The organism is Duganella qianjiadongensis (genome assembly GCF_009857915.1).
Classification (GTDB): domain Bacteria; phylum Pseudomonadota; class Gammaproteobacteria; order Burkholderiales; family Burkholderiaceae_D; genus Rugamonas; species Rugamonas qianjiadongensis.
Genome location: NZ_WWCM01000002.1, coordinates 165,424 through 186,006, shown reverse-complemented (window position 1 = coordinate 186,006; position 20,583 = coordinate 165,424). Strand labels below are relative to the sequence as shown.

The window sequence follows — 20,583 nt, the reverse complement described above, 5'->3', positions numbered from 1 at the left end:
ACCCGCCGTATTCGGCTGATCAGATGCCGCGCGCGAGCGGGATAATGGCACGATCGAACGACTCCCTTTAATCCCCGCAGCAGGCAGGCAACATGGCAGAAGATAGCGACGCCGAAAAGACCGAACCCGCGTCACAGAAGCGCCTCGAGCAGGCGCGTGAGGAAGGCGACGTTCCCCGCAGCCGGGAAGTAGCGACGTTTACCGTGCTGATGGCAGCCGGTGCCGGTCTGTGGATGACGGGCGAAGGGCTGATCCGTCAGCTCAGTTCGGCGCTGGCGTCGGGACTGGCTCTGACGCCGGAGCAGGTGTTCGATGCCGATGTGCTGATCAATCGCATTCTGGTCGATCTGGTGCGGGTGCTGCTGGCCTGTCTGCCGCTGGGCGTGGCCGTGATGGTGGTGGCGCTGGTGTCGCCCCTGCTGGTGGGCGGCTGGCTGTTCACCGGCAAGGCGGTCATGCCGAATTTCGGCAAACTCAATCCCATCAATGGCATCGGCAATATGTTTTCCACCAATGCGCTGGTGGAACTGTTCAAGGCCGTGGCCAAAGCACTGGTGGTGGGACTGGTGGCCTGGCTGGTGGTGATGAAGCAGAAGGATGCCGTGATCGGTCTGGCGGTTGAACCGCTCAAGCTCGGTACGGCCCATTTGCTGCACATACTGGCCAGCAGCTTTTTGTTCATCGTCGGTGCGCTCGGCTTCATTGCCGCCATCGACGGTCCTTACCAGATGTGGCATTACGCTAACAAGCTGAAGATGACCCGTCAGGAACTGATCCAGGAATCCAAGGAATCCGACGGTAACCCCCAGATCAAGGCCAAGATCCGCCAGTTGCAGCGCGAGATGGCCAAGCGCCGCATGATGGCCGATGTGCCGACCGCCGACGTGGTGGTGACCAACCCGACCCACTATGCGGTGGCGCTGAAATACGACGACGGCATGCGCGGCGCGCCGCGCGTGGTGGCCAAGGGCACGGACGAAGTGGCGGCCAAGATCCGCGAGATTGCGCGCGAACACAAGGTGACGATGCTGGAAGCGCCGCCACTGGCCCGTGCGCTGTTCAAGCATACGGAAATCGGCGACGAGATACCGGAAGCGCTGTACGCGGCAGTGGCCGAAGTGCTGGCCTATGTGTTCCAATTGCGTCTGTTTAGCAAAGGCAATGGCAACCGGCCTGAAGTACCGAAGAAACTCGAGGTGCCGCCAGAGCTGGACCCTCTGCACGTGAGCACGCTCAAGCAGCAAACTGATACGAACAACGGAGCACCTGTATGAACGCCCTGAGCAACATCAAACTGCCGCCATGGCTGCAAGGCCTGGCCAATAGCCGCAACAAGAGCAGTCTGGCCGCGCCTATCCTGATCATCATGATGCTGGGCATGATGGTGCTGCCGTTGCCGGCTTTCATACTGGATCTGCTGTTCAGCTTCAATATCGCGCTGTCCGTGATCGTCCTGCTGACCAGTCTGTACACCGTCAAGCCGCTCGATTTCATGGCTTTCCCTACCATCCTGCTGGTATCGACCATGCTGCGTTTGTCGCTGAACGTGGCCTCGACCCGCGTGGTGCTGACCCAGGGCCATACCGGTGCCGATGCGGCCGGTAAGGTGATCGAAGCATTCGGCCACTTCCTGATTGGCGGTAACTACACAGTCGGTATCGTGGTCTTCATCATTCTGACCATTATCAACTTTACCGTGGTGACCAAAGGTGCCGGTCGTATTGCCGAGGTGGGCGCCCGGTTTGCCCTGGATGCGATGCCTGGTAAGCAGATGGCGATCGACGCCGACCTGAATGCCGGTCTGATCGGCGAAGCAGAAGCGCGCAAGCGCCGTAGCGAAGTGGCGCAGGAAGCGGAATTCTATGGCGCCATGGACGGTGCCAGTAAGTATGTGCGCGGCGATGCCGTGGCCGGTATTCTGGTGACAGTGATTAACGTGGTGGGCGGTCTGCTGGTGGGCTTGCTGCAGCACGATATGCTGTTTGCCGACGCCATCAAGAACTACACGCTGCTGGCCATCGGTGATGGTCTGGTGGCACAGATTCCTTCGCTGGTAATTTCGACTGCGGCCGGTATCGTGGTGTCGCGCGTGGCCAGCGAGCAGGACATCGGAACCCAGGTGGTGGGCCAGCTGTTTGCCAAGCCACAGGTGCTGTATATCACGGCTGCTATCATCGGCGGCATGGGCCTGATTCCGGGCATGCCGAATCTGGTGTTCCTGCTGCTGGCCGCCGTGCTGGGCGGTTCCGCCTATCTGCTCACGCGCAAGGAAGAATCGAGCAAGGCAGAGGAAGTGGCGGCAGCGGAAGCGGCAGCGGCAGCGCCGGCCGCAGCCCCCGAGCAGGAAGAAGCCAGCTGGCAGGACATCATGCCGGTCGATACGCTGGGGCTGGAAGTGGGCTACCGCCTGATTCCGCTGGTCGATAAGACCCAGGGCGGCGAGCTGCTCAAGCGCATCAAGGGTATCCGCAAGAAGTTTGCCCAGGAGGTGGGCTTCCTCGCGCCGCCGGTGCACATCCGCGACAATCTGGAACTCAAGCCTTCGGCCTACCGCATCGCCCTCAAAGGGGTGGAAGTGGGCACGGGCGAAGCGTATAACGGCCAGTTCCTGGCGATCAATCCCGGCATGGCCAGCGGCACCTTGCCCGGCATGGCCACCAGCGATCCGGCCTTCGGCCTGCCGGCCACATGGATCGATGCCAGCCTGCGCGATCAGGCCCAGAGCATGGGCTATACGGTGGTCGATGCGGGCACCGTGGTGGCCACCCACCTGAATCACCTGATTACTACGCATGCTTCCGAATTGCTGGGCCGGGCCGAAGTGCAGTCGCTGCTCGATCATCTGGGCAAGGATGCGCCCAAGCTGGTGGAAGATCTGGTACCTAAGACGGTGTCGCTGTCGACCCTGCAGAAAGTGCTGCAGAACCTGCTGGTGGAAGGCGTGCATATCCGCGATATGCGCTCGATTATCGAGACGCTGGCCGAGCATGCCGGCCATACGCAGGATCCGAACGACCTCACCGCACTGGTGCGGATTGCGCTGGGTCGTGCCATCGTGCAGCAGCTGTTCCCCGGCGCCAGCGAGCTGTCCGTGATGACGCTGGATAACCGTCTGGAACGCTTGCTGATGCAGGCGCTGGCAGCCAGTGGTCCGGATGGGGCCGGCATCGAGCCGGGGCTGGCGGACACCATTGCCCAGCAGGCCCAGCAGGCTGCGGCCCAGCAGGAGGCGCTGGGGCTGACGCCGGTGCTGCTGGTGCCGGGCCCCCTGCGCGCCCTGCTGTCGCGCTTCCTGCGCCGTTCGCTGCCGCAGCTGAAAGTGCTGTCGCATGCCGAGGTGCCCGAGTCCAAGACTATCCGCGTGACGGCGCTGGTGGGGCAGCAGCCGGCTTAATCCGCCACACTGGACTGGCCCACCATTGCGCCAGTCGCAGTGCTGTTCATGCAGGCAGCCTAGACTGCCTGCATGAGCGATGACTACGATACCCCGTGGAAGGAAGTACTGGTCCGTTATCTGCCGGACTTCATGGCCTTTTATTTTCCGCGCGCCCATGCTGCCATTGACTGGTCGCGCCCATACAGCTTTCTCGATCAGGAGCTGGCAGCGCTGAGTGCCGGCGCCGCACTGGGCCGGCGCGTGCTCGATAAGCTGGTGCGGGTGTTCTGCGCCGATGGCAGCGCGCAGACTTTGCTGTTGCATGTAGAGCTGCAGGGCTGGCGTGACGGGGCGTTTGCCGAGCGTATGTTTATTTACCATTACCGCGTGTATGACCGCTATCGCCAGCCAGTGGCCAGCATGGCGCTGTTGCTGGATGACGGCTGGCACTGGCGTCCGGCCTGCTATGCGTATCAGGTGCTCGATTGCCGCCTGCAGCTGGATTTTCCGGTGGTCAAACTGCGTGACTTCGAAGCGCAGCTTGCGCAACTGTACGACGATCCGAATCCGTTCGGGCTGGTCACGCTGGCGCATCTGCAGGCGCGCCGGACGCGGCGCAACGCCTATCAGCGGCGCCATGCCAAGTGGCGCTTGACCAAACTACTGTTGCGGCGCGACTGGGACAGGCAGCGTATCATCGATCTGTATCGCACCATAGACTGGCTGCTGCGCCTGCCTGACGCAATGGAAAGCAGGGTGAGGCGCGGGATTTACCTGATACGGGAGGAAACAGAAATGGCTTACCTATCTTATCTCGAACGTTATGGTCTGGAGCAGGGCCTGCAGCAGGGATTGCAGCAGGGGCAGGCTACGCAGTTGCTGGATATGCTGGAGTTGCGCTTCGGAACTTTGTCGGCGGCAGTGCGCCAGCACGTGGCGGCGGCCGAGGTTCCGCAGCTGCAGCGCTGGGCGCGTAACTTTGTTCATGCCGAGCGACTGGAGCAGGTGTTTTCGGCGGAGTAGGCGGCTAGGGCTGCATAGGGGAAATACGGCCGAATTGTCCTCTTGTTCATCGGATCGTTTCCGGAGTGCATCGTCAATAATGGCACTGTACGAGGAAAAGTTGTCTCACCCAGAAGACAGTACTCACCCCAGAATGCAGAGAGCCGGCCATGAACGTCAAAAAATTTACCGCCCCGACCTCCCGTGAAGCCTTACGCAAAGTGCGTGAAGCACTAGGTCCGGATGCTGTGATCCTGTCTAACCGTCAGGCTGACGGTGAAATCGAGATTCTTGCACTGGCTAACGAAGACGCTGCCTCGCTGGCTATGCCTGCACCGCATTCGCCGATGGCCGAAGCGCCGCCTATGCTGGATCTGCCGAGCGCTGCACCGGTAGCGCGTGCCGAATCGCTGCGCGCTCCTGCACCTGCGCCGCGCGCTCCGGCCGCACCACGCCGCAGCGCCGCAGCGCCTGCTGCTGCTCCTGTTTATACGCCTGCCGCCGCACCGGCCATGAGCGCCGAACAGATCAATTCCATGGTGGCCGCGGCCGTTGCCAGCGCCAAGGAATCGGCCGCTGCCGAGATGATGGGCATGATGAACGAAATCCGCGCCATGCGCGGCATGATGGAAACCCAGCTGGCCGAAATTTCGTGGGGCGCCACCCAGTCGCGCGAACCGCAGAAAACCGCCGTACTGCGCGAAATGCTGGCCGCCGGTTTCTCGGCCAGTCTGGCGCGCTACCTGATCGAAAAACTGCCGGCCAACCGCGATGCTGCAGATAGCATGCGCTGGATTAAATCGGTGCTGAGCCGCAACCTGTCGGTAATGTCGAATGAAGATGCGCTGCTCGATCAGGGCGGTGTGTTCGCGCTGGTCGGTCCTACCGGCGTGGGTAAAACCACCAGCACCGCCAAACTGGCTGCGCGCTGCGTGATGCGCCACGGCCCGGACAAGCTGGCCCTGATTACCACCGACGCCTACCGTATCGGCGCACACGAACAGCTGCGCATCTACGGCAAAATCCTCGGCGTGATGGTGCACTCGGTGAAAGATGAAGCCGATCTGCGCATCGCCCTGAAAGAACTGAAAAACAAGCACACCGTGCTGATCGATACCGTGGGCGTCAGCCAGCGCGACCAGATGGTGACGGAGCAGGTATCGATGCTGCAAGGCGCCGGTGCCAACGTCAAGCGCCTGCTGTGCCTGAATTCCACGGCCACCCAGGAAACCCTGAACGAAGTGGTGCGTGCCTATCAGGGCAGCGGTCTGGCCGGCTGCATCATGACCAAGCTCGACGAAGCAGCGGCGATCGGCAATGTGCTGGACGTGGTGATCCGCCAGAAACTCAATCTGTTTTATGTCTCCAACGGCCAGCGCGTGCCGGAAGATCTGCATCTGGCCGATCCTGCCTATCTGATCGACCGCGCCTTCAAGCTCAAGCGCGACGCTGCCGCCAGCCAGTTCCTCGATGCCGAGCTGCCCCTGATGATGGGCGCCGGCGCTGCCGATGCCGCACTGCGCGAGGTGCATCTTGGCTAATTTCGATTTCGATCAGGCCGAAGGCCTGCGCCGCATGCTGGCGGGGCCCAAGCCCCGCATCGTTACCTTCCTGTCGGCTCAGGCGGCAGATGACAAGGCCGCCATGCTGGTCAATCTCGGTGCCTCGCTGGCCCGTGCCGGCAACGATGTGCTGCTGATGGATGCCTGCGCCAGCGCCCATGGCGTGGCCAGCCGTCTGGGCGTCGATAGCGGCGCCAGCCTGCTCAACGTGGCACGCCAGGAATGTGCGCTCGATCAGGTTATCCATCAGGTGCCGCAGGGTTTTGCCGTCGCCTCGATGACGCGCGGCCAGCCGCGCAGCGGCCCGGACGAGACGCGCCGGCTGGCCAAAGCCTTTGATGTGCTGGTGAAACAGACCGGCATCGTCATCGTTGATGGCGAATTCGATGGCGGCGGTTTCCCCTTGCCCGTCATGGATAGCTCGGAAATTGTGGTGCAAGTAGGAAAAAGTGCTGCCTCGATTACGGCCGCATACAGTATGATCAAGCGTCTGAATCAGGAACTGGGCCGGCGCCCGTTCGGAATTCTGGTCACCGGGGCTTCCGAAGCAGAAGCAAAGGTGGTATACGATAATATGGCACAGGCTGCTAGCCGCTATCTGGCGGTCAACCTGATTTCCATGGGCTCGGTCCCGGCGGATGAATACCTGCAACGTGCCGCACGCTTGGGGCGTGCCGTGGTCGATGCCTTCCCGCTGGCCGGTGCTTCGGTCGCGTTCCGCCAGCTGGCAGGACGGTTTGCCATGGCGGCGACGCCAGCCTGGCGCTAGCAGCAAGCAGAAGCAGCAAATCGCAGCCCAAAGCTGCAATAAGAGTGACGACGATACGTACTCAATGACGATAAAAACAGTTTATGTACACGGTTAAAGGGAAAGCGGACAAGAATTCTTTACTGACGGAGCATATGCCGTTGGTAAAGCGCTTGGCCCATCACATGAAGGCGAAACTGCCCCCCAGCGTCGAAGTCGACGATCTGGTGCAGGCCGGTATGATCGGTCTGCTGGACGCCATCAGCCGGTACGAAGATAGCCACGGCGCCCAGTTCGAAACCTATGCCGTGCTGCGCATCCGCGGCGCCATGCTCGATGAATTGCGCAATAGCGACTGGCTGCCCCGTTCCATGCGCCAGAACATGCGCAAGATCGAAGCGGCGATGAGTACCTTGCAGCAGCGCCTGGGCCACCCGCCGACCGAATCGGAAGTGGCCAAGATGCTCAAGCTGTCGCTGGCCGACTATCAGGAAATGCTGTCCGATGGCGGCGGCCACCAGCTGGTGTATTACGAAGATTTCCACGACGACGACGGCAACGACAGCTTCCTCGACCGCTACTGCTCGGACGAAGAAAGCGATCCGCTGCGCGCTTTGCTGGACGGCGATTTCCGCCAGGCCGTGATCGATGCCATCGATGCGCTGCCGCCGCGCGAAAAGATTCTGATGGGGCTGTACTATGAAGAGGAGCTCAACTTGAAAGAAATCGGCGCCGTGATGGGCGTGTCGGAATCACGCGTATCGCAATTGCATACGCAAGCAGTGGCACGTCTGCGTGCTTCGCTGCGGGAGCGCTCATGGACTGGGCCAGCGTAGCCGGGGTGCTGCTGGCGCTGGCCGGCATCGTCGTCGGCCAGGCGCTGGAAGGCGGCAAGCTCGCTTCGCTATTCCAGCCGGCTGCTTTCGCCATTGTGGTAGTGGGCACGCTGGGCGCCGTGCTGCTGCAAAGCCGCTATGCCAGTTTCAAGCGCGGTCTGCGCATGCTGAAACTGGTGTTTGCGCCACCGCCCGATACGCGACTGGCGCTGGCGCGCGAAATCAATGCGTGGAGCCTGTCGGCGCGGCGCGATGGTCTGCTGTCGCTGGAGCGCTATATGCTGGCGTCGAAAGATCCGTTCATTACCAAAGGCCTGCGCCTGATCGTCGACGGCATCAACCCCGACAAGCTGCGCCAGATTCTCGACGCCGAAATCACCGTGTACGAAACGGAAGAACGGCTGGCCGTGCGCATCTGGGAATCGGCGGCCGGCTATTCGCCTACCATCGGCATTCTGGGCGCGGTACTGGGCCTGATCCACGTGATGGAAAATCTGACCGATCCGAACAAGCTCGGTGCCGGTATCGCGGTGGCCTTCGTTTCTACCGTGTATGGCGTAGGACTGGCCAATCTGCTGTTCTACCCGATCGCCAACAAGCTCAAGGCCGTGGTCACGCAGGCGGTATTCCAGCAGGAGATTGCCGCTGCCGTGTTCTACGACATCGCCACTGGCGACCACACGCGGGTGATCGATGAGCGGGTCGCCACGCTGATGCAGGGGAGATAGCATGCAATACCGGCGCGCGCGCAGAAAGTTCGATGATGAACCGGAAAACCACGAGCGCTGGCTGATTTCGTATGCCGATTTCATTACCCTGCTGTTCGCCTTCTTCGTGGTGATGTACGCGATTTCCTCCGTCAACATCGGCAAGTACCGGGTATTCTCCGATGCGCTCGGCGATGCCTTCGGCGGCGCCGGTTCGGCCCAGCTGATCAACACCGAAGTGCCCAGCCTGCCGCTGCCGAATGTGGCCATCAAGCGCCGCGCCGAAGCCATCCGCAAGGAAAAGGAGCATATGACCAAGCTGGCGCAGGACCTGCTGTCCACGCTGGCTCCGCTGGTCAAGGAGGGCAAGGTGCGGGTGACCCAGAACAGTCGCGGCGTCAGCGTGGAAATCAATGCTTCCGTGCTGTTCGATCCCGGCGATGCCCGTCTGACGGCGGAATCGACCGAAGCCCTGCGCGCGGTGGCCTCGCTGCTGCGTAGCGACAGCCACAATGTGCAGGTGGAAGGGCATACCGACAACCAGCCTATCCGCAATGCGCTGTTCCCCTCCAACTGGGAACTGTCGGCCGTGCGCGCCAGCAGCGTGGTGCGGCTATTCGTCGATGCCGGCGTGGGCGCCGAGCGGCTGACGGCGGTGGGCTACAGCTCGAATGTGCCGGTGGCCTCGAACGACGATCCTATCGGCCGCGCACGCAACCGCCGCGTGGCGGTCACCATTCTGTCCGGCATACCGGAAACCATCACGGAAATTCCTACCGGATTACCGAATCCATAAGCAGTGCAAGCAGCGCGAATCCTCAAGCCTGCGGCGACCCAAGGTCGCCGTTGCTGTCTGGCGTGCAGGGTAGATCAGCCCGCGAGGAAGCCGCGGCTGCGGGGCAGGGTGGTGGACATGCCGCCGGGGCCGTAGAAATTATTCGGCGCAGCATGGGATGGACGCAGCGCCTGCAGGGCTGCCTGGGTATGGTTCATCTGTTTGTTGATCAGCATGCCGTTGATGCGGTTCAGCTCTTTGGCTTCGCGCGTATGCTGTAACAGGGCTTGCCACAGGGTGGCGGCTTCACGGGCCTCGGCGCCGCTGGCGGCAACCCAGGCATCCATGCCTGCTTCTTCGGCCGGGTAGCCGGCTTTGCCCAGTGCCCGGTGGCGCTGGGCCGACAGCATGGTCATCTGCGTGACCAGCGTATTCTTCTTGCTGGTGATGGCGGGCATGCTTTCCATCTCCGCCGCTACCAGTAATTGCTGTTCCTGCTTGAGTACGTCCACCAGCGTGGACATGATCTGTTGTTCTTCGCGCAGGCTGTTCAGCGGGGTAGCGGTTGCCATGATAGACCTATCGTTTACGGGAGTGCAGCAGATCCTTGACGGTGTCGAGTAAGCCATCTGCTACTTTTTCGGAATTGACCTGGAACTGGCCGTCAGCAATGGCAAGCTTGATGCGTTCGACTTTTTTGGTGTCGAACACGGCATTGCTGCTGCCGGCAGAACTGGCCGCCAGTGCCTGCCCTTGCGGCGACAGGCGCACATTGTCTGACGTCGCTGGCGTGGCCGGGGCAGCGGCCTTTTCTGCGCCGCGCGCAGTCGAGGTCGAGGCCGGAGTTGCCGACGGCAAACCAGTGGTGCTCTTCAATGTATCGTTAATTTTCACAGCATTTCCTTCTCTGGTAGGAGTACGAAACTCCGGGATCTGAGTATCTATCGGCACCGTCTTAAGAAACTTTAGCGTTGCCTCGCATAAACTTCAGATTGCCCGTCGCTGCTCCTGCGCCAGCCTTGCCGGCTAGAACGCTACCTCTACCATGCCGCCCGCGCGCGCGATGCCGCTGACCTGCTGGCCGCCTGCGGTGCGGACTTGCACTACCTGTCCGTCGCCGGCCGTGCTCATGGCACGGCCTTCGGCGGACACACTGAAACCATTGCCGCTGGTGACCACGCGCACCAGCTGGCCCGATTGCACCACCGGCTTGCTGCGCAGCGTATCGAGCCGCAGCGGCATACCGGCAGGCAAAGAAATATTGGCACTTCGGCCAATCACCTGCGCTGCTTCGGTGGCGATACCGGCCGGCAGCATGGTCAGGTCGCCTTTCAGCGTCACCAGCTGGCCCGCTTCGATGCTCTGGCCCTGTGCCAGCGGCACGGCGCTGGCCACGTAGTCGCCGATCACGGTGACGCTGGCCTGTACATAGATAGTCCACGGCGTCGGCGCGACGCAGCGCACCCCCACCGTGGTTTTGCCCCAGGCACGGGCGCCCGCCATGAAGAAGGGCTGCGGCTCGGCGCAGGCAGCCAGCTGCACGCGCGGGTCGATGGCGCCTATGCTGAGCGTGACCTGACCGGGCAGGCCGGCAGTCTGGACTTGCAGGAACTGTTCGACGCTGCGGCGCAGCGTGGCCGTGTCCTGACGCTGGGGCGCGGTCTGGGCCGCGCTGGCGCCGCTCAGGCAGAGCAGGGCAGCGCTAATTGTGCAGGCGAGGCGAGTATTCATGGCAGATGTGCGGCCGCAGCCGGAAAGTCTTACTGATGCTGTCATCTTAATCGTCCGGGCCCAACTTGAATGGATGAATAGGCTGGAAAAGTACCTGCTTATTGGTCGATGGCGGCGCGCTGCTCATGCGTATCATCGATCCTGTCATAACACCTCGTCCGTAGTTCGGACCCGCAAGTGGAGAAGTTGGAGGCAGCCATGTTAGGAAAACTCGACGCTTATCTGAGCTTCAATGAAGCGGCACTGAGCTTGCGCTCGCAGCGCCAGGCTGTGCTCGCCTCTAACATTGCCAACGGCGATACGCCTAACTACAAGGCCCGCGACATCGACTTCACCAGCGCGCTGCAGTCGGCGCTGGATAAAAGCAGCGGCAATGTGCCGGCCACGCTGAAAACCACGGCAGCCAAGCATTTCCCCAACCCCCAGCAAGCAGCTGGCAGCAATGCCGACGGCACGCCGCTGCTGTACCGCGGCGTGGTCCAGGGCGCAGTCGATGGCAATACGGTGGACATGGATGTGGAGCGCAACCAGTTCACCGACAACGCGGTGCGCTATGAAGCCGGCATCACCATGATCAATGCGCAGATCAAGCACATGATGGCCGCGATTCAGGGAGGTAACTAATTATGTCGCTGTTTAATATTTTCAATGTGTCCGGTTCGGCCATGAGCGCGCAGTCGCAGCGCCTGAATGTGGTGGCGTCGAACCTGGCCAATGCCGACAGTGCCACTAGCGCCAGCGGCGAAGCTTACCGGGCCCGTCAGGTGGTGTTCGAAGCCACCCCGCAGGCCGGCGATGGCAGCTCCACCGGCGTGCGCGTCAAGCAGGTGGTGGAAGACCAGTCGCCCATGAAACAGATGTATGACCCGAAACATCCGATGGCGGACGAAAAAGGCTATGTGACCATGCCTAACGTGAATGTGGTGGACGAGATGGTGAATATGCTGTCGGCCTCGCGTTCCTACCAGACCAACGTCGAAACCATGAACGCAGCCAAAACGCTGCTGCTCAAAACCCTGACCATCGGCCAGTAAAACCTAAGAGGCAATCATGACTATTAGCGGAGTAATCGACACGCCCAAGACGACCACCGTGGCCAGTGCAGCGAGCACGGCGGCCACGGATAGTGTAGCGGCGGATCAGGATAAATTCATGAAGCTGCTGGTCACCCAGCTGAAGAATCAGGATCCCCTGAATCCCATGGATAACGCTGCCATGACCAGCCAGCTGGCCCAGCTGTCCACCGTGACGGGGATTAACAAGGTCAATGCCACGCTGGAGTCCTTGCGTACCGACCAGGCCAGTGCCCAGTCGCTGACGGCCACCAATCTGATCGGCAAAGGCGTGCTGGTAGCGGGCAAAGGTATCGAGCTCTCCAGCAGCACCGACAGCAGCGGCAAGACCACCAGCAGCAGCGTGTTCGGCGTCGATTTGGCTTCGGCCGCGGAAAGCGTCACCATCGCTATCCAGGATAGCGCGGGCAGCACCGTGCGCACCCTGAGCCTGAAGAGCCCTGATGTGGGCACCTATCCCGTGACCTGGGATGGCAAGACCGATGCGGGCGGCAAAGCGGCCGACGGCAACTACACCTTCACCGTCAAGGCCGTCAGCGGCGGCAAGACGCTGAGCGATGCCACTGCGCTGCAACTGGCTTCGGTGGCCAGCGTGTCGACCGGCAGCGGCGGCGTGAAACTGAATACTTCACTGGGGCAGTTCACCATGTCCCAAGTGAAAGAAGTACTGTAACGATTAACCAGCTCGCTTTATCCGAAGCGCACTTTAGCTCATACCTAGCAGGGGGAATACCATGTTCCAACAAGGACTTAGCGGCCTGAACTCAGCATCCAAATCGCTGGATGTGATCGGCAATAACATCGCCAACGCCAGCACGGTTGGTTTCAAGAGCTCGCAGGCCCAGTTCGCCGACCTGTATGCCAATTCGCTCAACGGCGTGTCGGGCAACAATGCCGGTATCGGTGTGACCACCGCCAAGCTGGCCCAGCAGTTCACCCAGGGGAATATCGAAACCAGTACCAACCCGCTCGACATCTCCATCAACGGTGGCGGCTTCTTCCGCGAAGTGGTGAATGGCGCCGTGCAGTATTCGCGCAATGGCCAGTTCCATGAAGATAATAGCCATACGCTGGTGAATGCCCAGGGTGCCGTGCTGACCGGTTATCTGTCGAATTCGGCCGGTACGATTCTGCTGGGCGCGCCTGTCCCGCTGACGCTCGATAAATCGGACCTGACGCCGGTGCAGACCACCACCGCGAACTTCCAGTTGAACCTGAGCTCGGCAGAGAAAGTGCCTGCCACCATCCCTTTCGATGCCGGTGATCCGACCAGCTACAACAAACAGACCGTGCTGAACGTGTACGACAGCCTGGGTACTTCGCACATCATGACGACCTACTATGTCAAAACGGATGCGAACACCTGGGACGTATATGCCGCGGCCGACAATAAAGAGGTGGTGTCCGGCAGTGTGGCGGCAGCAATCAATAGCGATACCACCGTGCAAGGTGCCCGCACCGCCTACAACGATGCCGTGCGCGCCACGCCACCCGATGTGGCTGCGATTGCGGCTGCCGCCGGTGCCTATGCCAGCGCCGCCTATAATTCCATGCTGACCGCCGCCTCGGTGCCGCCAGCCGCTGCTTCGCAAGCCCAGCTCGATGCCCTGACGGCAGCGTTTTCGGCACTCGATCCTACCGCCAGTGGTTCCATCACCGGCCAGACGCCGGACCAGATCAATGCCAAACTGGCCGCAGCCATTACCGTGCCTGCGATTAAAGTCGGCACCCTGCTGTTCGACAAGAACGGCGCCCTGAATCCGCAGGCCATGGCCCTGCTGCCGACCCCGCAGACGCTGCCGTTCAACATCAGCCTGCCGATCTTCCCCGATACCGGTGCCCAGCAGCCTATGGTGGTGTCGACCACCTTCGACAAGACCACCCAGTACGGCAGTGTCACCAATGATCTGGGCTCGACCCAGAACGGCTATTCGGCCGGTTCGTGGCAGCGTTACGCCATCGATGAAAATGGCGTGATTCTGGGCCAGTACAGCAACGGTAAATCGCGTGCCATGGGCCAGATCTGTCTGGCCAACTTCGCCAGCGTGGATGGCCTGACGCCGCTCGGTAACAATGCCTGGTCGGAAAGCTCGGCCTCCGGTACGCCGACGGTAGGGGTGCCGAATGCCGGCTCGATGGGCAAGCTGCGCGCCAGTTCGGTGGAAACTTCCAACGTCGACCTGACGGCGGAACTGGTCAACATGATTACCGCCCAGCGCGTATATCAGGCCAATGCCCAGACCATCAAGACGCAGGACTCGGTACTGCAGACGCTGGTCAACCTGCGCTAAGCCTGAGCTAGCTACAGGAACAGAAAGAGGAAACGGCCATGGATCGTCTAGTCTATACGGCAATGACAGGGGCACGCCACGTGATGGAGCAGCAAGCCACCGTGGCCAACAACCTGTCCAACGTCACTACCACGGGCTTCCGCGCCCAGCTCGACAGCTTCCGTGCCGTGCCGGTGGTGTCCGATGGCCTGCCGACGCGCACCTTCGTGGTCGATTCTACCGTGGGCGCCGACATGCGCGCTGGTCCCATCCAGACGACCGGCCGGCCGCTCGACCTGGCCATCCGCGATCAGGGCTGGCTGGCCGTGACCTCGGCCGACGGCTCGGAAGCCTATACCCGCAACGGCAGCCTGAAAGTGGGCGACAACGGCTTGCTGCAGACCCAGAGCGGGCTGACGCTGGTGGGCGATGGCGGTCCCATCGCCGTGCCGCCGGAAACCAATATCAGCATCGCCAGCGATGGCACGGTCAGTGTCATCTCGACCGATTTCAAGCCCGGTCCCGCCAACGTGCTGGGCCGATTGAAACTGGTCAATCCCGACACCAAGGGACTGGTACGCGGCAATGACGGCCTGTTCCGCCAGAGCAGCGGCGATGTGGCCGAGAACGACCCCAATGTGCGGCTGGTCGATGGCGCGCTGGAGGGCAGCAACGTCAACGCGGTGGACTCCATGGTCAACATGATCAGTCTGGCAAGGCAGTTCGAAATGCAAATGAGTCTGCTCAAGAACGCCGAGAATAACGCCGCAAAAGCCACCCAGATCCTCGCTTTGAGTTGATGCCTGCTCCCGCATAATGCTTGCGTGGGATGAGTAGCTGTCGCTACCCCGTCCAAGCAAGGGAGAAGCATCATGATACGTTCACTGTGGATCGCCAAGACCGGCATGGAAGCGCAGCAGACTGCGCTCGACGTCACCACCAATAATCTGGCCAACGTCGGCACCAACGGCTTTAAAAAGTCGCGCGCCGTGTTCGAAGACCTGCTGTACCAGAACCTGCGCCAGCCCGGCGCCCAGTCCTCGCAGCAGACCAACCTGCCATCGGGCATGCAGCTCGGCACCGGCGTACGTCCCGTCGCGATCGAACGCATTCATACCCAGGGCAACTCTCAGGCCACCGGCAACGACAAGGACCTGATGGTCAGCGGTAACGGCTTCTTCAACGTGCTGCTGCCCGACGGTACCACGGCCTATACCCGCGACGGCTCCTTCCAGCGCGACAACAACGGCCAGCTGGTTACGTCCAGCGGCTATGTGCTGCAACCGGCCATTACCATACCGCAGGCAGCGCTGTCGTTCACGGTAGGCCGGGACGGCACCGTGTCCGTGACGCTGCCGGGCCAGACGGCGCCGCAGCAGATCGGCAGCATCCAGCTGTCCACCTTCATCAACCCGACCGGACTGGAATCGAAAGGCGAGAACCTGTACGTGGAAACTGGCGTGTCGGGCAATCCGCAGACCAATACGCCGGGCACCAACGGCGCCGGCCAGATTCTGCAAGGCTATGTGGAAACATCCAACGTCAACGTGGTGGAAGAGATGGTCAATATGATCCAGACCCAGCGCGCCTACGAAATCAATTCCAAGGCCATCACCACGTCCGACCAGATGCTGCAAAAACTGTCGCAGCTGTAAGGAGTAGACCATGAACTCGCGCATATCGCATCCGCTGCTGATCCTCGCTGTGGCACTGGGCCTGAGCGCCTGCGCCAGCACGCCCACTTCCATCGTGCAGATGCCGCTGACGGCACGTCCGCTCACCAGCGCGCAGATGCAGGCCGCGCCCAACAGTGGCGCGATCTACCAGCCGGCGGCCTACCGCCCCATCTTCGAAGACCGCCGCGCACGCCATATCGGCGATGTGCTGACTCTGGTCATCACGGAAAAGACCTCGGCCGTCAAAGCCGGCGCCAGCTCGGGCAATAAATCGGGCAGCGTCAGCGCTAGCGTGCCGGGTCCGCTGCAATCGACCTTCGGCGGCACGTTGGGCGCCAACAGTGCCAGTAAATTTTCCGACGCCGATAACCAGTCGGCCAGCAATACTTTTACCGGCACCATGGGCGTGACGGTGGTGGAAGTGCTGGATAACGGCAATCTGATCGTGGCTGGCGAAAAACAGGTGGCCATGAACAAGGGCGTGGAATTCATCCGCTTCTCCGGCATGATCAATCCGGACAATATCGGCACGGGCAATACCGTGCAGTCGACGGCGGTGGCCGATGCCAAGGTGGAATACCGCACCAATAGCACGATAGACCGCGCCGAGATGACCTCGATGGCCTCGCGCTTCTTCCAGAGCCTGTTACCTTTCTGAGAACTATCATGGACCGCAATCATTCAATTACGGACGGCGTACAGCGCGTAGCTGGCCTGTGCAAGCTGGCCGCGCTGCTGCTGGTGCTGTTGCTGGGTGCGCTGCTGGTGCAGCCGGCCCGCGCCGAGCGCCTGAAAGATCTGGCCAGCATCGCCGGCGTGCGGCAGAATCAGCTGATCGGCTATGGTCTCGTGGTCGGTCTGGACGGCAGCGGCGACCAGACTACCCAGACGCCGTTCACGGTGCAGAGCGTGGTCTCCATGCTGCAGCAGCTGGGCGTGAATCTGCCTCAGGGTACCACGCTGCAGCTGAAAAACGTGGCCGCGGTGATGGTCACCGCATCGCTGCCGCCATTTGCCCAGCCGGGCCAGACGCTGGACATTACCGTCTCCTCGATGGGTAACGCCAAGAGCCTGCGCGGCGGTACGCTGCTGATGACGCCGCTGAAAGGCGCCGATGGTCAGGTCTACGGCATGGCCCAGGGCAATGTGCTGGTGGGCGGCGTCGGCGCTTCCTCGGGCGGCAGCTCGCAGGTGGTCAATCATCTGAGCGTGGGTAAAATTTCCGCTGGCGCCACGGTGGAACGCGCCGTGGCCAGCAAGCTGGGTGAAGGCAACTTCATCAATCTGGAACTGAATACAGCCGACTTCACCACTGCCAGCCGCGTGGTGGAAGCCATCAACGACAAATACGGACCCGGCATCGCCTATGCGCTCGATAGCCGCGTGATCCGGGTGAAATCGCCCAGCAGCAGCGACCAGCGCGTGGCCTTCATCGGCACGCTGCAGGACATGCAGGTCGCGCCATCCGAACAGCCGGCCAAAGTCATCATGAACGCCCGTACCGGTTCGGTGGTGATGAACCGCGCCGTCACGCTCGACACCTGCGCCATTTCGCACGGCAATCTGTCGGTATCGGTCACGGCCGAGCCGCAGGTCAGCCAGCCTAACGCCCTGTCCGGCGGCCGCACCGTGGTGACGCAGAATCCGCAGATCGGCATCAAGGCCGACAGCGGTAAAGTCATGCTGGTCAAAGGCGGCGCTTCGCTGGCCGATGTGGTGAAAGCCCTCAACGCCATCGGCGCCACGCCGCAGGACCTGCTGGCCATTCTGCAAGCCATGAAGGCGGCCGGTTCGCTGCATGCCGAACTGGAAATCATCTAAGCGGACGTCATCATGGCCAGCCCCAACCTATCCACCGATCTGAGTAACAAATTTGCCCTAGACGTCAAGGACATGGGCAGTTTGAAGCAGTCGGCGCGCGCCAATGATCCGGCCGCGCTGAAGACGGCGGCGACCCAGTTCGAGGCCATGTTCGTCAATATGATGATGAAGTCGATGCGCGACGCTACGCCGCAGGATGGGCCGATGGATAGCCAGACTACCAAGACCTTTACTTCCATGCTGGACCAGCAGACCAGCCAGAATATTGCCAAGCGCGGCATCGGCCTGTCCGACATGCTGGTGCGCCAGCTGTCGCGCAGCACCCAGCAGCAGGCGCTGGCCATCGGCAACGATGCTGCTGCCGGTAGCGCTGCAGCGGGCGACGCCAGCGGCGGCAGTTTTGGCGGGCTGGCCAGCCTGATGGATGCCCGCCTGCAGCGCGCGATTGCTGCCGCCGGCGGCGCCGGCACGGCATCGGTGGACGATAACAGCGCCGTACCGGCCACCAGCACCGGCTCGGGTTCGGACCATGTGCGCAAATTCCAGCAGAAGCTCGGTGCCGCAGCGGAGGAAGCCAGCCGCACCAGCGGCATACCAGCCAAGTTCATGCTGGGCCAGGCAGCGCTGGAAAGCGGCTGGGGCAAACGCGAGATCAAGGGCCGCGATGGCAGCAACAGCCACAACCTGTTCGGCATTAAAGCCAGTGCCGACTGGAAGGGTAAAGTGGTCGAGGCCACCACGACGGAATATGTGAATGGCAAGGCGCAAACCAGGGTGGAACGCTTCCGCGCCTACGACAGCTATGCCGATTCGTTCAAGGATTACGCTAAGCTGATCGCCACCAATCCGCGCTATGAAAAAGTGATGGCCAGCGCTGGCGATGCGACCAGCTTCGCACAGGGCCTGCAGAAGGCCGGCTATGCCACCGACCCCCATTATGCGACCAAGCTGGCGAGCATCATCAAGCGCTCGCTGGCCGGATAGTCCCGATAATCAAGTTTGGCGCCGGTTTGCCGTAAACCACACCATAGAGAGTAATCCATCATGTCCAGTCTCCTCAGCATCGGTACCAGCGGGCTGTTGTCGGCGCAAGTAGGCCTGTCAACCACCGGCAATAACATCACCAACGCTGGTGTGGCTGGCTACAGCCGTCAGGTCGCCATCCAGGCCGATTCGTCCACCCGCGACGAAGGCTTCGGCTATGTCGGCAGCGGTACCGAAGTGACGGCCGTGCGGCGCTTCTACGATAACTTCCTGGCGACCCAGCTGCGTGGCGCCGAAGCCAGCCAGGCTTCGCTCGATGCCTACAGCAAGCAGATCGCCCAGGTCGACAACCTGCTGGCCGACCCTACGGCCGGGCTGTCGCCGGCACTGCAGGATTTCTTCAACGGTGTGCAGGATGCGACCTCGAATCCCGCCTCGGCGGCATCGCGTCAGGCGCTGCTGTCGAGCGCCGGTTCGCTGACCTCGCGCTTCCAGGGGCTGAGCGCCCGCCTGACGGAAATTGCCGACGGGGTGAACCACCAGATCGCTTCCAACGTCACGGAAATCAATTCCTATGCGCGCGAGATTGCCAGCCTGAATAACACGATTTCCGGTCTGACCACGGACGGCAAACCGGCCAACGATCTGCTCGACCATCGCGACCAGCTGGTCACGGAGCTCAACAAGCTGGTGAAAACCACCATCCTGCAGGGCCCCAACAATACGCTGACGGTCGAGATGGGCACGGGGCAGCCGCTGGTGGTGGGCACTACAGCCTTCCAGCTCGGCACCTCCAATTCGCCCACCGATGTGGCCCGCGTCACGCTCGGCTATCAGGCCGATAATGGCGGCTTCAGCCCGCTGCCGGAAAGCGTCTTCACCGGCGGCCAACTGGGCGGCCTGCTGGAATTCCGCAACGGTGCGCTGGACCGGGCGCAGAACTCGCTGGGGCAGGTGGCGGCCGGTCTGGCCGTCAGTTTCAATGCCCAGCATGCACTGGGGCAGGACCAGAATGGCGATCTGGGTACGGCTTTCTTCGGCCCCATCAATGCCTACGTGGGCCGTAACAACCGCAACTCCATGGCCAGCACGGCCGATGTGACGGCCGTGGTCAGCGATGCCAGCGCCCTCACGGCCAGCGATTACAGCGTCGATTATGACGGCACCAATTTCAATGTCACGCGCAAGAGCGACGGCAAGATTACCCAGATCAATCCATTCCCGCAGACGGTGCCGCAGACCATAGACGGGGTGGACTACACCATCACCGGCACGCCCCAGGCCAAGGATAACTTCCTGGTGCGCCCCACCTATCAGGCCGCCAGCCAGTTGAATGTGCTGATCAGCGACCGCAGCAAGATAGCGCTGGCTGCGCCGATCACGACTGCGGCGCCGACCAGCAATTCCGGCAACGGCAAGATCACAGCCGGCAGCGTGGATGCTGCCTATCTGGCGCCCGGCGCGGCACTGACGGCGCCCCTCACGCTGACCTTCGACAAGGCCAGCGGCACGCTGTCCGGTTTCCCCGCCACCCAGGACGTGACGGTCACGGTGAATGGCACGAGCACCGTGTATCCGGCCGGTACGCCATCGGTGCCGTACACGGATGGTGCGCAGTTCAGTTTCGGCGGCATCAATTTCAGCATAGGCGGCACGCTGGCCGATCAGGATAAATTCACTGTCGGCCCCAACATCAGCGGGGTAGGCGACAGCCGCAACGGCGCCTTGCTGGCCGGACTGCAGAGCAAGAATATTCTGGACGGCGGCAAAGCGACCTACCAGACCACCTATGCGCAGATGGTCAACTTCGTCGGCAACAAGGCGCGTGAAGCACAGATCAGCAATACCGCCGCCGACGTGGCTGTGCAGCAGGCCACCAACCAGCAGCAAAGTGTGTCCGGCGTCAATCTCGATGAGGAAGCGGCCAATCTGTTGCGCTATCAGCAGGCTTATCAGGCGGCCGGCAAAGTGGTGCAGATGGCCAGCACCCTGTTCGATACTCTGCTCAACATCAGGTAATTA

General features: G+C 61.8%; 21 protein-coding genes. 18 read left to right on the top strand and 3 right to left on the bottom strand.

Annotated elements, in window-relative coordinates:
• Positions 1-92: 92 nt before the first annotated feature.
• From flhB to motD, 8 genes are all read left to right on the top strand, one after another.
• Positions 93-1,274 carry a flagellar biosynthesis protein FlhB gene (flhB, locus tag GTP27_RS03820; RefSeq protein ID WP_161037859.1) on the top strand — a complete coding sequence of 394 codons (1,182 nt, stop codon included), beginning with the start codon at positions 93-95 and terminating at the stop codon, positions 1,272-1,274.
• The gene (gene flhA / locus GTP27_RS03815) at positions 1,271-3,394 is read left to right on the top strand and encodes a flagellar biosynthesis protein FlhA (protein WP_161037858.1); all 2,124 of its coding nucleotides are present in this window, start codon (positions 1,271-1,273) and stop codon (positions 3,392-3,394) included. The genes flhB and flhA overlap by 4 nt, the downstream gene beginning before the upstream one ends.
• A 72-nt stretch (positions 3,395-3,466) precedes the next feature.
• Positions 3,467-4,399, top strand: a complete 933-nt coding sequence (locus GTP27_RS03810; protein ID WP_161037857.1) for an RpnC/YadD family protein — start codon at positions 3,467-3,469, stop codon at positions 4,397-4,399.
• A 149-nt stretch (positions 4,400-4,548) separates the two neighbouring features.
• Complete coding sequence (flhF, locus tag GTP27_RS03805; protein ID WP_161037856.1) at positions 4,549-5,919, top strand: flagellar biosynthesis GTPase FlhF; 1,371 nt, start codon at positions 4,549-4,551, stop codon at positions 5,917-5,919.
• Positions 5,912-6,709, top strand: coding sequence for a MinD/ParA family ATP-binding protein (locus GTP27_RS03800; RefSeq protein WP_161037855.1), 798 nt, complete (start codon positions 5,912-5,914; stop codon positions 6,707-6,709). Before flhF ends, GTP27_RS03800 begins: the two co-directional genes overlap by 8 nt.
• Positions 6,710-6,792: 83 nt before the next feature.
• A complete protein-coding gene (locus GTP27_RS03795) occupies positions 6,793-7,524 on the top strand; it encodes an RNA polymerase sigma factor FliA (RefSeq protein ID WP_155433248.1) in 732 nt (243 codons plus the stop codon).
• Entirely contained in the window at positions 7,506-8,252 is a 747-nt protein-coding gene (locus GTP27_RS03790) for a flagellar motor protein (RefSeq protein WP_161037854.1), read from the top strand. Before GTP27_RS03795 ends, GTP27_RS03790 begins: the two co-directional genes overlap by 19 nt.
• 1 nt (position 8,253) lies before the next feature.
• Positions 8,254-9,027, top strand: a complete 774-nt coding sequence (gene motD, locus GTP27_RS03785; RefSeq protein ID WP_161037853.1) for a flagellar motor protein MotD — start codon at positions 8,254-8,256, stop codon at positions 9,025-9,027.
• A 74-nt stretch (positions 9,028-9,101) separates the two neighbouring features.
• Here the strand turns inward: motD and GTP27_RS03780 are convergent, their stop codons facing one another.
• From GTP27_RS03780 to flgA, 3 genes are all read right to left on the bottom strand, one after another.
• On the bottom strand, positions 9,102-9,578 hold the full coding sequence (locus GTP27_RS03780) for a flagella synthesis protein FlgN (protein ID WP_161037852.1): 477 nt from the start codon (positions 9,576-9,578) through the stop codon (positions 9,102-9,104).
• Positions 9,579-9,585: 7 nt separating this feature from the next.
• Positions 9,586-9,900, bottom strand: a complete 315-nt coding sequence (flgM, locus tag GTP27_RS03775) for a flagellar biosynthesis anti-sigma factor FlgM (RefSeq protein ID WP_161037851.1) — start codon at positions 9,898-9,900, stop codon at positions 9,586-9,588.
• A 132-nt stretch (positions 9,901-10,032) separates the two neighbouring features.
• The gene (gene flgA / locus GTP27_RS03770; protein WP_229633371.1) at positions 10,033-10,737 is read right to left on the bottom strand and encodes a flagellar basal body P-ring formation chaperone FlgA; all 705 of its coding nucleotides are present in this window, start codon (positions 10,735-10,737) and stop codon (positions 10,033-10,035) included.
• 198 nt (positions 10,738-10,935) lie between these two features.
• Between flgA and flgB the strand changes: the two genes are divergently transcribed.
• From flgB to flgK, 10 genes are all read left to right on the top strand, one after another.
• Positions 10,936-11,361, top strand: a complete 426-nt coding sequence (gene flgB / locus GTP27_RS03765) for a flagellar basal body rod protein FlgB (RefSeq protein WP_161037849.1) — start codon at positions 10,936-10,938, stop codon at positions 11,359-11,361.
• Between the two features lie 2 nt (positions 11,362-11,363).
• Positions 11,364-11,771: a flagellar basal body rod protein FlgC gene (gene flgC, locus GTP27_RS03760; RefSeq protein ID WP_155433254.1), complete on the top strand. Its 408-nt coding sequence runs from the start codon at positions 11,364-11,366 to the stop codon at positions 11,769-11,771.
• 16 nt (positions 11,772-11,787) lie between these two features.
• A complete protein-coding gene (locus GTP27_RS03755) occupies positions 11,788-12,483 on the top strand; it encodes a flagellar hook assembly protein FlgD (RefSeq protein WP_161037848.1) in 696 nt (231 codons plus the stop codon).
• A 61-nt stretch (positions 12,484-12,544) separates the two neighbouring features.
• On the top strand, positions 12,545-14,101 hold the full coding sequence (locus tag GTP27_RS03750) for a flagellar hook protein FlgE (protein ID WP_161037847.1): 1,557 nt from the start codon (positions 12,545-12,547) through the stop codon (positions 14,099-14,101).
• Positions 14,102-14,139: 38 nt separating this feature from the next.
• Positions 14,140-14,880 (top strand): flagellar basal-body rod protein FlgF, encoded by a 741-nt coding sequence (gene flgF / locus GTP27_RS03745; protein ID WP_161037846.1) that lies wholly within the window; start codon positions 14,140-14,142, stop codon positions 14,878-14,880.
• A 72-nt stretch (positions 14,881-14,952) separates the two neighbouring features.
• Positions 14,953-15,735, top strand: a complete 783-nt coding sequence (gene flgG, locus GTP27_RS03740; protein ID WP_161037845.1) for a flagellar basal-body rod protein FlgG — start codon at positions 14,953-14,955, stop codon at positions 15,733-15,735.
• Positions 15,736-15,745: 10 nt separating this feature from the next.
• A complete protein-coding gene (locus GTP27_RS03735; protein ID WP_161037844.1) occupies positions 15,746-16,414 on the top strand; it encodes a flagellar basal body L-ring protein FlgH in 669 nt (222 codons plus the stop codon).
• Positions 16,415-16,422: 8 nt separating this feature from the next.
• Complete coding sequence (locus tag GTP27_RS03730; RefSeq protein WP_161037843.1) at positions 16,423-17,577, top strand: flagellar basal body P-ring protein FlgI; 1,155 nt, start codon at positions 16,423-16,425, stop codon at positions 17,575-17,577.
• Positions 17,578-17,589: 12 nt separating this feature from the next.
• Positions 17,590-18,561 (top strand): flagellar assembly peptidoglycan hydrolase FlgJ, encoded by a 972-nt coding sequence (flgJ, locus tag GTP27_RS03725; protein WP_161037842.1) that lies wholly within the window; start codon positions 17,590-17,592, stop codon positions 18,559-18,561.
• 60 nt (positions 18,562-18,621) lie between these two features.
• Positions 18,622-20,580 (top strand): flagellar hook-associated protein FlgK, encoded by a 1,959-nt coding sequence (gene flgK, locus GTP27_RS03720; RefSeq protein ID WP_161037841.1) that lies wholly within the window; start codon positions 18,622-18,624, stop codon positions 20,578-20,580.
• The last annotated feature ends 3 nt before the right edge of the window (positions 20,581-20,583 follow it).